At 69.7% G+C, this 13,541-nt stretch carries 13 protein-coding genes and 2 pseudogenes; 9 read left to right on the top strand and 6 right to left on the bottom strand.

Annotated features, from left to right (window positions below; genetic code table 11):
- The first annotated feature begins 141 nt into the window (after positions 1-141).
- Positions 142-1,332, top strand: coding sequence for a signal recognition particle-docking protein FtsY (gene ftsY, locus ACTOQ2_RS21055; RefSeq protein ID WP_440101539.1), 1,191 nt, complete (start codon positions 142-144; stop codon positions 1,330-1,332).
- 135 nt (positions 1,333-1,467) lie between these two features.
- Here ftsY and ACTOQ2_RS21050 read toward each other — a convergent pair whose 3' ends face one another.
- Genes ACTOQ2_RS21050 through ACTOQ2_RS21040 form a run of 3 tightly spaced genes read right to left on the bottom strand, consistent with a single transcriptional unit; the run spans position 1,468 to position 4,399 of the window.
- Complete coding sequence (locus ACTOQ2_RS21050) at positions 1,468-2,265, bottom strand: ABC transporter ATP-binding protein (protein WP_440101537.1); 798 nt, start codon at positions 2,263-2,265, stop codon at positions 1,468-1,470.
- On the bottom strand, positions 2,262-3,350 hold the full coding sequence (locus tag ACTOQ2_RS21045; RefSeq protein ID WP_440101535.1) for a FecCD family ABC transporter permease: 1,089 nt from the start codon (positions 3,348-3,350) through the stop codon (positions 2,262-2,264). Before ACTOQ2_RS21045 ends, ACTOQ2_RS21050 begins: the two co-directional genes overlap by 4 nt.
- On the bottom strand, positions 3,347-4,399 hold the full coding sequence (locus tag ACTOQ2_RS21040; RefSeq protein WP_440101533.1) for a FecCD family ABC transporter permease: 1,053 nt from the start codon (positions 4,397-4,399) through the stop codon (positions 3,347-3,349). The genes ACTOQ2_RS21045 and ACTOQ2_RS21040 overlap by 4 nt, the downstream gene beginning before the upstream one ends.
- Before the next feature lie 101 nt (positions 4,400-4,500).
- On the opposite strand from ACTOQ2_RS21040, the gene ACTOQ2_RS21035 reads away from it, so the two are divergent.
- Complete coding sequence (locus ACTOQ2_RS21035) at positions 4,501-5,520, top strand: ABC transporter substrate-binding protein (RefSeq protein WP_440101531.1); 1,020 nt, start codon at positions 4,501-4,503, stop codon at positions 5,518-5,520.
- Positions 5,521-6,240: 720 nt separating this feature from the next.
- Positions 6,241-6,837 (top strand): sigma-70 family RNA polymerase sigma factor, encoded by a 597-nt coding sequence (locus ACTOQ2_RS21030; RefSeq protein ID WP_362693591.1) that lies wholly within the window; start codon positions 6,241-6,243, stop codon positions 6,835-6,837.
- Between the two features lie 216 nt (positions 6,838-7,053).
- Here ACTOQ2_RS21030 and ACTOQ2_RS21025 read toward each other — a convergent pair whose 3' ends face one another.
- Both ACTOQ2_RS21025 and ACTOQ2_RS21020 read right to left on the bottom strand, forming a co-directional pair.
- A complete protein-coding gene (locus ACTOQ2_RS21025; protein ID WP_440101528.1) occupies positions 7,054-7,992 on the bottom strand; it encodes an anti-sigma factor RsbA family regulatory protein in 939 nt (312 codons plus the stop codon).
- A 59-nt stretch (positions 7,993-8,051) separates the two neighbouring features.
- Complete coding sequence (locus ACTOQ2_RS21020; RefSeq protein ID WP_440101526.1) at positions 8,052-8,915, bottom strand: EamA family transporter; 864 nt, start codon at positions 8,913-8,915, stop codon at positions 8,052-8,054.
- Positions 8,916-8,973: 58 nt separating this feature from the next.
- Between ACTOQ2_RS21020 and ACTOQ2_RS21015 the strand changes: the two genes are divergently transcribed.
- The 5 genes and pseudogenes from ACTOQ2_RS21015 (at position 8,974) to ACTOQ2_RS20995 (ending at position 12,007) form a co-directional block, all read left to right on the top strand.
- Positions 8,974-9,552, top strand: coding sequence for a helix-turn-helix domain-containing protein (locus ACTOQ2_RS21015; protein WP_440101524.1), 579 nt, complete (start codon positions 8,974-8,976; stop codon positions 9,550-9,552).
- A 122-nt stretch (positions 9,553-9,674) separates the two neighbouring features.
- Positions 9,675-10,665 (top strand): annotated as a pseudogene (locus tag ACTOQ2_RS21010) (IS5 family transposase).
- Positions 10,666-11,211, top strand: a pseudogene (locus ACTOQ2_RS21005) (transposase); the annotation flags it as partial.
- Between the two features lie 104 nt (positions 11,212-11,315).
- Positions 11,316-11,798, top strand: coding sequence for a hypothetical protein (locus tag ACTOQ2_RS21000; RefSeq protein WP_440101522.1), 483 nt, complete (start codon positions 11,316-11,318; stop codon positions 11,796-11,798).
- Complete coding sequence (locus ACTOQ2_RS20995; protein WP_355394890.1) at positions 11,795-12,007, top strand: hypothetical protein; 213 nt, start codon at positions 11,795-11,797, stop codon at positions 12,005-12,007. The genes ACTOQ2_RS21000 and ACTOQ2_RS20995 overlap by 4 nt, the downstream gene beginning before the upstream one ends.
- Before the next feature lie 249 nt (positions 12,008-12,256).
- Here ACTOQ2_RS20995 and ACTOQ2_RS20990 read toward each other — a convergent pair whose 3' ends face one another.
- Positions 12,257-12,826, bottom strand: coding sequence for a dihydrofolate reductase family protein (locus ACTOQ2_RS20990; RefSeq protein WP_440101519.1), 570 nt, complete (start codon positions 12,824-12,826; stop codon positions 12,257-12,259).
- A 388-nt stretch (positions 12,827-13,214) separates the two neighbouring features.
- Here ACTOQ2_RS20990 and ACTOQ2_RS20985 point away from each other — a divergent pair, with 388 nt between their 5' ends.
- Positions 13,215-13,394, top strand: coding sequence for a hypothetical protein (locus tag ACTOQ2_RS20985; protein WP_355394884.1), 180 nt, complete (start codon positions 13,215-13,217; stop codon positions 13,392-13,394).
- Positions 13,395-13,541: the final 147 nt, after the last annotated feature.

The raw sequence follows: 13,541 nt of genomic DNA, 5'->3' as shown, positions 1-13,541 counted from the left end.
GTTCGCGGGTTCGCGAAGGGGCGGTTCTTCGGGGGGCGCCGCTTCGCGAGGCCGAATGGTGCCCGCTGGTGAAAGACCGCGAGCCGGTCCGGAGCACCGGGGTGTCGGAGCATCCCGGGGCGTCTGGAAAACTGTGCTCTTGTGGAAGCCTATCTCGGCATAATCGCGATCATCGTCGTCATCGCCCTGTTGACGGCGGGCGGCATGCTCCTGCTGTTCAGGTCGGGGGGCAAGACCGCGCCGCCGCGGGTCGAACCGCCACAGGCGCCGTCGATCCCCAAGGAGGCGCAGGCCCCGGGCCGGGGCACGGTCGTCGACGACGACGCGTCGACGACCACCGTGCCGCCGCCGGCCAAGCCGGTGGAGCCGGCGGAGGTCACCGTCGTCGCCCCGGTGATCGAGGTTCCGCCGCCGTCCGCCGGACGGATGGTGCGGCTCCGCGCCCGCCTGGCCCGGTCACAGAGCACGCTGGGCAAGGGGCTCCTGGAGCTGCTCTCCCGCGACCGTCTGGACGACGACGCCTGGGACGAGATCGAGGAGACCCTGATCACCGCCGACGTCGGCGTCACGCCGACCAGGGCGATGGTCGAGGAGCTGCGCACCCGGGTGAAGGTGCTGGGCAGCCGGACGCCCGAGGAGGCGCGCGCCCTGCTCAGGGAGCAGCTGCTCGTCCAGATCGGCGTCGACATGGACCGTACGCTGCACGTCACGCCGCACGGCGAGCGTCCCGCGGTGGTCCTCGTGGTCGGCGTCAACGGCACCGGCAAGACCACCACCACAGGCAAGCTGGCACGCGTCCTCATCGGTGACGGCGGCAAGGTCGTGCTGGGCGCCGCCGACACCTTCCGCGCCGCCGCCGCCGACCAGCTGCAGACCTGGGGAGACCGTGTCGGGGCCGCGGTCGTACGCGGCCCCGAGGGCGGCGACCCCGCCTCGGTGGCCTTCGACGCCGTGGCCGAGGGCATCAGCGAGAAGGCCGACGTGGTGATCGTCGACACCGCGGGGCGGCTGCACACCAAGACCGGTCTGATGGACGAGCTCGGCAAGGTCAAGCGTGTCATCGAGAAGAAGGCCACGGTCGACGAGGTCCTGCTCGTCCTCGACGCCACCACCGGCCAGAACGGGATGCGCCAGGCCCAGGTGTTCGCCGAGGTCGTCAACATCACCGGTATCGCCCTGACCAAGCTCGACGGCACCGCCAAGGGCGGCATCATCATCTCCGTCCAGCGCGAGCTGGGCGTCCCGGTCAAGCTGGTGGGTCTCGGTGAGGGACCCGACGACCTGGCGCCGTTCGACCCCGAGGTCTTCGTGGACGCGCTCCTCGGAGACTGAGTCCGCACCGCCCGCTCCGTCCCGCTCGCCCCGCCGTCGTCATCGGCTCGGGGCGGCGCGGGCGGACGCGCGGGCTCGCGGGCGGTACGGATGGGTCCCGCCCCGGCGGACGCCTCCGGACGGATGTGGGACGGGTCAGCGCGAGGGCTGCTGGGACAGGGTGCCGATGGGGATGACCAGCGGGGTACCGGCCACCGGGTCCTCGATGACCTTCGCGTCCAGCTCGAAGACCTCCGCCAGCAGGGCCTCGGTGAGCACCTCGGCCGGAGGACCCGCGGCGACGACCTTGCCGTCCCGCATGGCCACCAGACGGTCGGTGTAGCGGGCGGCGAGGTTGAGGTCGTGCAGGACCATCACCACGGTGCGGTTCAGCTCCCCGTGGAGCCTGCGCACCAGCTCCAGCACCTCGATCTGGTGGGCCAGGTCGAGGAAGGTCGTCGGCTCGTCGAGGAGTAGCAGGTCGGTGCCCTGGGCGAGGGCCATGGAGATCCACGCCCGCTGCCGTTGCCCGCCGGACAGCTCGTCCAGCGGACGGTCGCCCAGGTCGAGCAGGCCGGTCATGGCCAGGGCCTCGCCGACCGCGGACTCGTCGTCGGAGGACCACTGGCGGTACCAGGTCTGGTGCGGGTGCCGTCCCCTGGCGACCAGGTCGGCGACGGTCAGGCCCTCGGGTGCCGACGGGGCCTGCGGCAGCACGCCCAGGACCCTGGCGACCTCCTTGGAGGGCATCCTGTCGATGCGCTTGCCGTCGAGCAGCACCTCGCCGCCCGACGGCTTGAGCAGCCGCCCCAGGGCGCGCAGCAGCGTGGACTTGCCGCACCCGTTCGGCCCGATGATCGTGGTCACCGTCCCTGCCTCGATCCCGAGGTCGAGACCGTCGACGACCACGCGGTCCCCGTACCCCAGGCTGACGTCGACGGCTTGCAGTCTCACTGGCGGGCCTCTCTGCGTACGCGGATGAGGAGATAGATCAGGTACGGGGCGCCGAGGACCGCGGTGACCACGCCCACCGGCAGCTCGATCGGGGTGAACGCGGTCCGGGAGACCAGGTCGGCGCCGGTGGTGAGGGCCGCGCCCGTGAGGGCCGAGACGACCAGCGGCGGCTGCGCCACTCCCGCCAGGCGCAGCGCGATCTGCGGGGCGGCCAGGGCGACGAACGTGATCGGCCCGGCCGAGGCGGTCGCCGTCGCCGCGAGCAGCACGGCCGCGAGGATGAGCACACCCCTGGCGAGGTTCATCCGTACGCCCAGGCCGGTCACGGTGTCGTCGCCGAAGCGCAGCACGCCCAGCGAGCGGGTGCCGAGCAGTGTCGCCGGGACGAGGACGGCGAGCGCGAGCGCGACCGGAACCACGTGCTCCCAGCCCCGGCCGTGCAGCGAGCCGCTGATCCAGACCAGGGCCCGGCTGCTGTCGTTGACGTCGCCGACGGTCAGCAGCCAGTACTTGAGGTTGGTGCAGACGGCCGAGACACCGATGCCGACCAGGACCAGCCGGTAGCCGTCCAGGCCGTTGCGCCAGGCCAGCAGGTAGACGGCGAGCGCGCCGGCCAGGCCGCCCAGCAGGGCCACGAGGGGGACGCCCACCTCGGCGAGGGCGCCGCTGGTGCCGCCCCAGGTGTTTCCCGCCGCCACGATGACCGCGACCACGGTCACGCTGGCGCCGGTGGTGACGCCCAGGATGTCGGGGCTGGCCAGCGGGTTGCGGGCGACGGCCTGGGTGATCGCCCCGGCCAGGGCGAGCGCCGCGCCGACGAGGGCGCCGGTCAGCGCGCGGGGGAGCCGGAGCTCCATGATCACGAAATGGTCGGGCCCGTCGCCGGTGACCGCGCGCAGGACGTCGAGGACGCTCATCGGGATGTCGCCGAGCCGCATGTTGAGCGCCATGAACAGCGCCGTGGTGACCAGCAGGACCAGCGCCGCGACGGCGGAGCGGGGCCGGAGCGGCCAGGAGGCGGGGCCGACGCGCAGCGCCCGCCTTTCTGCGGACGACCTTGACGAGGGCGCGGTGGAGGTGGTCACAGCCGCACCGGCTTCCTGCGTCGTACCAGAATGATGAAGAACGGCGCCCCGACGAGGGCGAGGACCACGCCCACCTCCAGCTCACCGGGGAAGGCCACCACGCGGCCGATGACGTCGGCGAGGAGCAGGGCGGCGGCGCCCGCCAGGCCCGAGTACGGCAGCAGCCAGCGGTGGTCGGGGCCCGAGAGCGGCCGGGTCAGGTGCGGCACGACCAGGCCGATGAAGGCCAGCGCGCCGCAGGCCGCCACGGAGGCGCCGCTGAGCAGGGTGATGGCGGCGATGCCGACGGTGCGGGTCAGGGTGATGTTCTGGCCGAGCGCGCGGGCGACGTCCTCGCCGAGGGAGAGAGCGTTCAGGCCGGGCGCGTTGACCAGGGCCAGGACCAGGCCGACGGCGATGAAGGGGAGCACCTGCCAGGCCACGTCCGCGCCCCTGGCCGCGATGGAGCCCGACTGCCAGAAGCGGAAGACGTCCATGGCCTGCTCGTCCAGGAGGACCAGCGCCGAGGTGAGTCCGTACAGGAACGCGCTGACCGCGGTGCCCGCGAGGGCCAGGGTCACCGGGGTGGGGCCGCCCCTGCCGCCGGCCATGCCGAGGGCGAACACCCCCGCGCTGGCGAGGAGGGCCCCGGTGAGACCGAACCAGATGTAGCCGTACGGGGTGGTGACGCCCAGGACAATGATGCTGAGGACCATCGCGAACGCCGCCCCCTGGGTGACGCCGAGCAGGCCCGGGTCGGCCAGCGGGTTGCGGGTGTGGCCCTGCATGAGGGCGCCCGCGACGCCGAGGGCGATCCCGGCCATGACGCCGATGGCGGTCCTGGGGATCCGCAGCGATCGGACGACGATGTCGTTCTCGGTGCCGGTGGGGTCGGTGAGCGCGTGCCAGACGTCGCCGGGAGGGACCGGTCTGGCGCCGAACGCGAGGCTCAGCGCGATCGCCACCACGAGGACGGCGAGCAATCCGGCCAGGACGAAAAGGCGGCGCCGGTGGGTCTTTCTGAGACCCGCGCCGGGGGCGGGCCGCGAGACGACCACCGCGTTGATCACCTGACCTCCTCTTTTCTCACTGGACCCGGGGCAAGTATGTCAGCTTAGGTATAGCTAAGCTAAATAAGGTTGTCCTTAATTTGATGGAAGGATTCATGAAGATGAGAGCGTTGCGCGCCCTGGCCCTCGGGGTGGCGGGAGTGGTGCTGTCCGGCGGCCTCGCCGCCTGCGGTTCGAGCACCTCCGGTACCGCCGGGGAGACCTCCGGCACCGCGGGCGCGTCCGCGGCTCCCGCGGTGAGCGACGCTGCGGCGTTCCCCCGGACGGTGAAGCACGTCATGGGAGAGACCGAGATCCCGGCCCAGCCCAAGCGGGTCGTGGCCCTCGACCAGAGCTTCGTCGACGCGGTGCTGACCCTGGAGACCGACGTCGTGGGCTTCACCAGTTACCGGACGCTGAAGGACAAGCTTCCCGAGTATCTGACCCCGGTCCTCGGCCACGCCGAGGAGGCCACGTCGGTCGGGACCCTGGAGCAGCCGAGCCTGGAGCGGATCGTCGCGCTCAAGCCCGACCTGATCGTCTCCGCCAAGATCCGCCACGAGGCGCTGTACGACAAGCTGTCGCAGATCGCGCCGACGGTCTTCAGCGAGACCACCGGGGCCATCTGGAAGGACAACCTCAAGCTCGTGGGCGAGGCCCTGGGCAAGGAGGACCTCGCCGAGCAAAAGCTCAAGGAGTACCAGGACCGCGCCGCCAAGATCGGCAAGTCCATCAAGGCCAAGGACGGCGAGCTGCCCACCGTCTCCGTCGCCCGTTTCGCGGGCGAGCCGACCGTCCGCCTGTACGTGGAGAACTCCTACTCGGGCCTGGTGCTGAAGGACGTCGGTTTCCCGCGCCCCGAGGACCAGCCGACCGTGACCGACACCGTCATGGTCCCGATCAGCCAGGAGAACATCTCCCAGCTGGACGCCGAGCACATCTTCGTCTCGTCCTACGAGGACCCGGCGGTCGACTCGGGCAAGGAGAAGTTCGAGGCCAACCCGCTGTGGGGCAGGCTCAAGGGCGTCAAGCACGACGTCAACGACACCACCTGGATGACCGCCGTCGGCATCCAGGGAGCGCACTCCATTCTCGACGACCTGGCGAAGTTCTTCGAGGTCGACCCGGCTAGGGCCGCCTGACCTCCGCCCGATCCGTCCGATCCGCCCGGCACCCTCTGCTCGCGCTTCCGTACGGCGCGTGATCACCGGCGGGTCCGCGAGCCGCGGCAAGCGTCGCTTGTCGCGGCCCGCCGTCGAAAGACCGGACGACCGCGACCGGCGAACCGCTCCAGCCGTCCGGTGGGCCGTGGGGAGACCCGTAGGAAGGCCCGCGAGACCCCGTGGGGAGGTCGCGGGGAGGCTGCGGGGAGCCGTCTACCGGGCGGTGGGGGAAGGAGGCCGGGCGATGGCGTCCGGGTGAACCACAAGGGGGTGCCAGCCCGTCTCTTAGAAAGAGATTAAGTCCCCAACACGTGGGAAGCGGGGAGACGTGGAGATGGGTGTCGGAGTTTCTCGGGGCGCGGGCCCCGACCCGGCGGCTGGCTTCGGTCATCCGGCAACGGGTTTCGGGGAGGTGGCGATCGACGTTTTTCCCAACCCCAAAGATACCCCTACCTGGGCATATGTGATGATGGACACACCTTCTACCGAATCTGGGGAACGATGTTACGATACTGAGACTTGTCCGGCTGTAGAGCGTGTCGCACCCGCCGTTGGCACAGCCACAGATCAGTCCCCTGACCACGTAGAGCTTTTAACGGCCCCCTTACAAGGTGCCTGCGAGCATCAAGTACGCCGTCAGAAAGGGTGCGTCGTACCTTTGCCGGGCGGTAGTGGGGGGAAGAGCACGAGGGGGGTCCAATGATCACGATGACGGAAGAGCAGCGCCAGGACTGGTTCGAGCGTGACGTCGTGCCGGTCACCAGCCAGCTTTACGCGTCAGCGATGCGTCTGACCCGCAACACCGCCGACGCCGAGGACCTGGTCCAGGAGACCGTCACCAAGGCCTTCACCTCGTACCACCAGTTCCGTGAGGGCACCAACCTCAAGGCGTGGCTGCACCGCATCCTGACCAACAACTTCATCAACGACTACCGCAAGAAGCAGCGCTCGCCCAAGCTCTCGGCCACCGAGGAGATCGAGGACTGGCAGCTCGCCGCCGCCGAGTCCCACATGTCCAGCGGTCTCAAGTCCGCCGAGACCGAGGCGCTGGAGCAGCTGCCCGACAGCGCGGTCATGAACGCCCTGCGCGCCCTGCCCGAGGACTTCCGGGTCGCCGTCTACCTGGCGGACGTCGAGGGCTTCGCCTACAAGGAGATCGCCGAGCGGATGGGCACCCCCATCGGCACGGTCATGTCCCGCCTCCACCGGGGCCGGCGCCAGCTCCGCACCATGCTCGAGGACTACGCCCGCGAGGAGGGTGGCCTCCGCGTGTCCGAGGAGGTCCAGGCCGCCTGACCCCCTCCCCTCTCCCGCCTCCTTCCCCGTTTCTCCCCGTCTTTCCGGCTTCGCGTACGGCCCGCGCCCGCCTCGGGTGCGGGCCGTACGCGCATCCGGGGCCTCCCCGCCGACGGGGACGCGTACGCGCACCGAGGGCCTCCTCGCCGACGGGGACGGCTTCACGCGGGCCGTACGCGCGCGAGCGGCGGCCATCCCGTCCCGGCGAGGAGACGGTCACTCCAGCGTCATGTGGAGTCTGACCCTCAGCTCGCCGTCCACGCCGCGCACCTGCACCAGGTCGCAGAGCTGGCGGCTGATCCAGAGCCCGTACCCGCGCGGCGACCCGGGCTCGGGCGGGAGGTAGCCGGGCAGCGGGACGTCCAGGTCGCCGCCGCCGGAGTCGGCGATCTCGCACACGATCTCGCCGTCGGCCGCCCACATGGTCGCCCGGCCGTGTCCCGCCCCGTGCTCCACGCTGTTGGCCGCCATCTCCGAGACGCTCAGCACGAGTGAGGCGACCAGGTCGCGCCTCATGCCCACCCGGTGCGCGTGGTCGGTGATGAGCGCGCGCAGCCGTCCCAGCTCCTCCAGGGTGAAGTCGGTGACCACCGCGGACGGGGGCGGGTTGGGGAGGGGGAGGTCGTCTCCCGGCAGCGCGAACCGCTCCGGGGAGACGTAGCGGTCGCTCCGCCGCAGGCCGGCGCCGCTCAGCTCCGTGGGGTGGGTGTGCAGGACGTGGTCGAGCGCCAGCGTCTCGTCGTACAGGCACCACAGGCTGACCGGGATTCCGGCGAAGGCGGCGTTGAGCACCGACTCGTAGCGGATCCACTCGCGGGCCTGCCGCTCGGTCCAGCCCGACCACACCGGCTCCCCGAGGACCAGCGGCCGTTCCCGCTGCCGGATGTAGTCATGGAAGGCGGCGAGGGTCCGCGTCGGGTGGGCGTACCACTTCCCGGCGAGGCGGCGGTCGATGAGGCGGGCGTCCGCGCCGAAGGCGTCACCGATCAGGTCGAGCCCGCGCTCGCCCGCGACGACCAGGATCCGCCGGCCCTCGCGGAGGGCGCCGGCGATCAGGGGCTGGACGAGTCGCAGGAAGCCGGAATCGGAACCGTACGCGACAGCCGTGTGCGCGAACGGCCCGCCGGAGTCGAGGAACGCCCGATCGGGCTGCACGGGGATGACCGTAACAAGCGTCCGGCCCCAACACAACAGAGTCAGTTCGCGACATCGTGTCAACCGGACGCGATCAGCGCGACCGCGGCGAGAGTGAAGCCGATTCCCACCACCTGCACCGTGTTGAGCCGTTCTCCCAGGAAGTGGCGGGCGAGCAGCAGGGTGCTCGCCGGATAGAGCGAGACCAGGACGGCGACGAGGCTGAGCATGCCGCGCTGCTGGGCGAGCACGAAAAGCACATTGGCGGCCATGTCGAGCGCCCCGGCCGCGAAGATGACGCGCAGCGTGCCGGGCCCGGGGCGCAGGGCCCGGCCGGTGGACAGGGCCAGCAGGGCGATTATGGCGACCGAGGTCAGGCGCGCTCCGAGCAGCGGCCACATGCCGCCGTCCACCGGAGCCTGGGCGATGATCACGAAGAAGCCGCCGAAACCCGCGCCGGCGGCGAGCGAGACCAGGATCGGGCCGTACCTCCGGGTGGCCTTCCTGTCCGAGGAGCCGCGGCTCACCAGCAGGACCGCCAGCAGCGCGAGGACCACCCCGCCCAGCGCGACCGGCTCGGGGCGCTCCCCGACGGCCAGCCCGAACAGCACGGGCAGTGCCGCCGAGACGGTCGCGGTGATCGGCGCGACCACCGACATCACGCCGGTGGCCAGCGCCCGGTAGAACAGCACGACCCCCGCCGTGCCGCAGAGCCCGGAGACCGCGCCCCAGGCGAGGGCCGCGGGCGTGGGTCTCTCCGGCAGGAACGGCAGCAGCGCGACGATCACGGCCAGCCCGGCGCCCTGGGAGAGGACCACCACCGCGAGCACCCGCGAACGGCGGGTGGCCAGACCGCCGAGGAAGTCCGCGGTGCCGTACACCAGCGCGCAGGCGGTCGCCAGCACCACAGCCGTCACGTTCCACCTCGGTTCAATAGACTGCACTGATAGGACAATATATGAAGTGCAATGGAGTGCAAAAGGAGTTCACTAGACTGAACTCATGGATCCAGAGACGATCACCGCCGCGGTCGCCAACAACGTGCGGGCACAGCGGGCGCACCGGCAGATGACCCTCGACGAGCTCGCCGCGCGCTCGGGAGTGAGCCGGGGCATGCTCGTCCAGGTCGAGCAGGGCAGGACGAACCCGAGCATCAGCACGCTCACCCGCATCGCCGACGCGCTCGGGGTGACCGTCGCGCGGATGGTGGAGGTCTCCGACACGCCCGTGGTGCGGGTGGTCAGCGGTGCCGACGTCGTCACCTTCCCGCACGGAAAGTCCAGCACCGCGCGGCTGCTGGTCGGCACCGACGCGCCCGCCATCCTGGAGCTGTGGGACTGGCGGCTGGCCCCCGGCGACCACCACGACGGCGACGCCCACCCCCCGGGCACGCGCGAGATGCTGACCGTCCTCGAGGGGCGTCTCACCCTCTCGGTGTACGGCAAGAGCCACATCGTGGAGGCGGGCGACGCGGTCGTGTTCAGCGCAGACCGGCCGCACAGGTACGCCAACGAGGGGGACACGCCGCTACGGTTCATGATGGTCGTGACCGAACCCCGGGAGACGCCCGACCGCTCCTGAGGCTCTGAGGCCTCTGAGCGGACGTGCGACCCGCGACCGTCCCCCTGTCTTAGGGCCTGTTCTGGGTTTAGATCGTGAGGTTGTGCTGCGCGGTGCCGTCCGGCCCTGATAGGCGAGGGGGTATGACACGTGGTGACCTCACCGATGATGAGTGGGCCTTGGTCGAGCCGTATCTGCCGCTGGGTGAGCGGGGGCCGATCCCGGATCTGCGGTGGCAGTTCAACGCCGTGATGTGGCATTTCCGCGTCGGTGGTCCGTGGCGGGACCTGCCTGCCGAGTACGGCTCATGGTCGACGGTCTATGACCGTTTTCGTTCGTGGGCGGTCGCGGGCGTCTTGCAGAACCTGATGGAGGCCATGATCGGTGAGGCCGCCGCCCGCGGGCAGGCGGACCTGGACCTGGTCAGCGTGGACTCCACGACGGCTCGCGCTCATCATCACGCCGCGGGGATGGCTCTCGATCCGGCGCGGCTGCAGGAGTTGGAGAAGGCGGCCGAGGAGGAAAAGGGGATCTGTGAAGGGGCAAACAGCCCAAAGCGTAAAGCTGGGCGAGGACGGGGAAGACGAACGCGCTGGACGCCGGAGGCTGCGGCGACGGCGCCAAGTGCGGCTGAAAGCGGCCGAGCTGGGCCGCTCCCGGGGTGGACTGACCAGCAAGGTGCACCTGTCGGCCGACTGGCACTGCCGTCCGCTGTCGTTCCTGCTCACCCCCGGCCAAGCCGCCGACAGTCCTCGTTTCATCGCCGTTTTAGTCGCCATCAAAGTCCGCCTCCGGCTCGGCCGGCCCCGCACCCGGCCCGGCGCGGTGGCCGCGGACAAGGCCTACTCCTGTCGCGCCAACCGCCTCTACCTGCGTCGGCGCGGTATCCGAGCGGTCATCCCGGAGAAGAAGGACCAGGCGGCCAACCGCAAGAAGCGCGGCTCACGCGGAGGCCGCCCCATCCGCCACGATGTGGCGCTGTACAAGGAACGCAACACCGCCGAGCGCTGCATCAACCGGATGAAGGAGTGGCGGGGGCTGGCCTTCCGCTTCGATAAGACGCCGGAAAGCTACCTCGCCGGACTCTACCTGCGAGGCGCCATCTTACGGATCCGAAGCCTTGACCCCGCCTAAAGATCCGAACCAAGAACAGGCCCTAGTGCGGTCACCCTCATCGTCGACTCGCAGTCGGTGAAGGGATCGGAAACGGTCAGCAAGGCCACTCGCGGCTTTGACCCGGCAAAACGCATCAATGGGAGGAAGCGACATCTTGTGGTCGATCCGGATGGGCTTCAGGTGATGGTGATGGTCACCCCGGCCGACACCCCCGACCGGGACTGCGCCCGCGAGCTGCTGTTCCGGCTGCGCCTGACCCATCCCGAGATCACCCTGGTCTGGGCCGACTCCGCCTACGCGGGATCGCTGATCGAGTGGGCGCGCACCTTCTTGGACCTCACCGTCAAGGTGGTTTCCCAGCCGCGCGGCGCCCAGGGCTTTGTCGTGCTGGCCAAACGCTGGGTGGTGGAGCGCAGCCTGTCGTGGGTGCTACGCGCCCGCCGCAATATCCGCGACCATGAACGGCTGCCGCAGCACAGCGAAATCATGATCACCTGGTCGGCGATCATCCAGATGGCGCGCCGCCTCACCCGCAGCTCCCGCGCCAGGACCTCCTGGGGAAGGGTTTCGTGACCGCGCCGGTGCGGGCCAACCTGTCTCACAACCCAGCAAACGAGACAGCCTGATCCGCAGCCATGCGACCACGAACCCCTTTGGTGAGCGTCCTCATGGGATCTCGAACCGAGCAGTGCCTGAACTGCGAGGCGCCGCTGCCCCCTCCAGCGGACCGCCGCGGAGGACAGCCCCGCAAGTACTGCTCCGACGCCTGCCGGTGGGCTTTCGGCCGCACGCGCGCCAGACGCTGGCGCCCCCTTACCCAGCGCCACCAACGCCAGGACGACACCCGCAAGCAGCGCCGTCACATCCGCGACCAGGCCGAACGCCTCGTACGGGCAGCCGGGAAGCTTGCCCTGGACCTGCATGCCGAAGACCTCGCCCCGCCCACTCAGCAGACCGGCTGGAAGCTTGGGCCCATCGCCGGCTACACCGCCGCCGCCCTGCCCCTGCTCGCCCAGGCCCGCGCCGTCCTGGCCGCCGCCGTCGCCGCCGACCGAGCGACCGGCGCCACCTGGGACGAGATCGCTGCCGTTCTGGATGTCAGCCCCCGACACCGCCGCCCGCCGCTACCAAGCCTGACCGCACCCCCGTGAACGCAACCGACGACAGCTGCGGCACCTGGACGTTCATCACCCACCACGCCCGCGTGCTGATCGCGATCGCTCGCGCTCCAGAGGCACGGATCCGCGACATCGCTGTCACGCTGGGCATCACTGGCTATGTACGTGAGTTGCGGAGGCGTTTGTTGCTGGGGCAGGGACGGCGGCTTCGTGTGGTGAGGGGTGATGTCGCCGAGTTTTGACGGCAGTGGGGTTCTTGCGGTGGGAGAGTCGGTGTGCTTCTCCCGTTTGGGGGCCCCATGCGCATATCGGCGACCAAGGTCGAGCTGTATACGGCGATTCGCAACGTTTGCCCTGTCCGCTACCGGCACCTCGGGGCGATGCCCCCGTCGATATGTCCGCGCGTTCGGGGGCACGGCCAGCGCGGCCAACGCGACTCCGAGCCGTCGTTCCGTCGCGAGGGAGCGGCCAACGTGCCAGGATAAATCACGTCAAGCCGTAACTCGCGTGGGCCGGTATCGCAGGGCGACCGCCCCCGACCGGAACTCACGGCGGTCCACGGGCTCGAGCTGGATGCGCTCGCGCAGACCGGCGAGCAACGTCGGTCCGTGTCCGGCAAGGACCGGCTGCACAAGGAACTCGTACTCGTCGATCAGTCCCAGATCTGCCAACGCCAGGGGGAGCGTCACGCCACCCACCCACAGGCCCTCGCCTGACTCCTGCTTGAGCCGCTGAACCGCTTGCCCGAAGTCGCCTCGCACCAGATCGGCATTCCAATCGACCGCGCTCAGCGTGCTCGACACGACGTACTTCTTCGCCCGGTCGATGGTCTCGGCGAACGGGATCTGCCACTCATCCATCCAGTCAGGCCACGTGTCCGTGGCCGGCTTCCGCCACGCCGACTCCATCATCTCGTAGGTCACCCGGCCGAATAGCAGGGCATCGGCTCGCTCCATCTCAGCGGTCCAGTAACGCATCGACTCCTCGTCCGGGGGGAGCCCTGCCTCGTGATGGCAGCAGCCGTCGAGCGTGACGTTGATCGAGTATCGAAGTGGTCTCATCTCGTTGCTCTCCCTTGATGCGCGCAGCGCGTTTTCACCGGACGTCTACTTAGACGACTGTCGGCGCCATTTCTCATCGGCGCCCGATCCCACCTGCTCAACACCGTCGTGATGCGAACCAGACCGCAGACCGAGCGCGCGACCGATTCGGGCGCTCGGGGCGTTCAGGTTCGCAACGGGTCTCGAAGCGCCCTGCGAGACCTACTGCCCCCCCACGACATCCTCGCCAAACAGCCACCGCCCGGCCACCCAGACAGCCCGGAGTGACGTCAAAACTCACCGACATTGATCAAGGAATCGGCCCCCAACCGCCTCCCGAAGTCAGCGACAAACGCCTCCCGAAGAACCCAACACAGCCAGCATCACCGAAGGCAGGGTTCAGGCCATCGTGACCGACCTGCAGCAGGCGGGCTTTCTCACACGTGAGCGCGTTGGTCGGCGCAACCGCTATGAACTTCATCTCGACCAGCACTTTCACGAGGCTGGGCTGCCCGTCGGTCTGCTGATCGCCATCTTCACCAGGCACGACTTGGGACCGCACTCGGACCGGCCGTCCTCAGCCGAATAGCCGCGTCGGAGTCACCAGGTGGCACATCGCTCGCATGATCAACAGCGACGGCGAGGTTCAGCAACACCCTCTTAGCTTGTTGTTTAACCTCTGAGATCGCGTTTGGCTGTGAGGGACTTCGGTCGTTTGTTGACTTTCCCCAGTTCG

Origin of the sequence: Streptosporangium sp. H16 (assembly GCF_051918855.1) — a bacterium.
Taxonomy (GTDB): domain Bacteria; phylum Actinomycetota; class Actinomycetes; order Streptosporangiales; family Streptosporangiaceae; genus Streptosporangium.
The sequence above is the reverse complement of the archived record's forward strand: the minus strand, read 5'-3'. Positions and strand labels throughout refer to the sequence as shown.

Bases quoted from the DNA above. Each gene is read 5' to 3' on its own strand.
- ACTOQ2_RS21035 (WP_440101531.1), top strand. From the start codon at position 4,501: ATGAGAGCGTTGCGCGCCCTGGCCCTCGGGGTGGCGGGAGTGGTGCTG.
- ACTOQ2_RS21030 (WP_362693591.1), top strand. From the start codon at position 6,241: ATGATCACGATGACGGAAGAGCAGCGCCAGGACTGGTTCGAGCGTGAC.
- ACTOQ2_RS21015 (WP_440101524.1), top strand. From the start codon at position 8,974: ATGGATCCAGAGACGATCACCGCCGCGGTCGCCAACAACGTGCGGGCA.
- ACTOQ2_RS21000 (WP_440101522.1), top strand. From the start codon at position 11,316: ATGGGATCTCGAACCGAGCAGTGCCTGAACTGCGAGGCGCCGCTGCCC.
- ACTOQ2_RS20990 (WP_440101519.1), bottom strand. From the start codon at position 12,826: ATGAGACCACTTCGATACTCGATCAACGTCACGCTCGACGGCTGCTGC.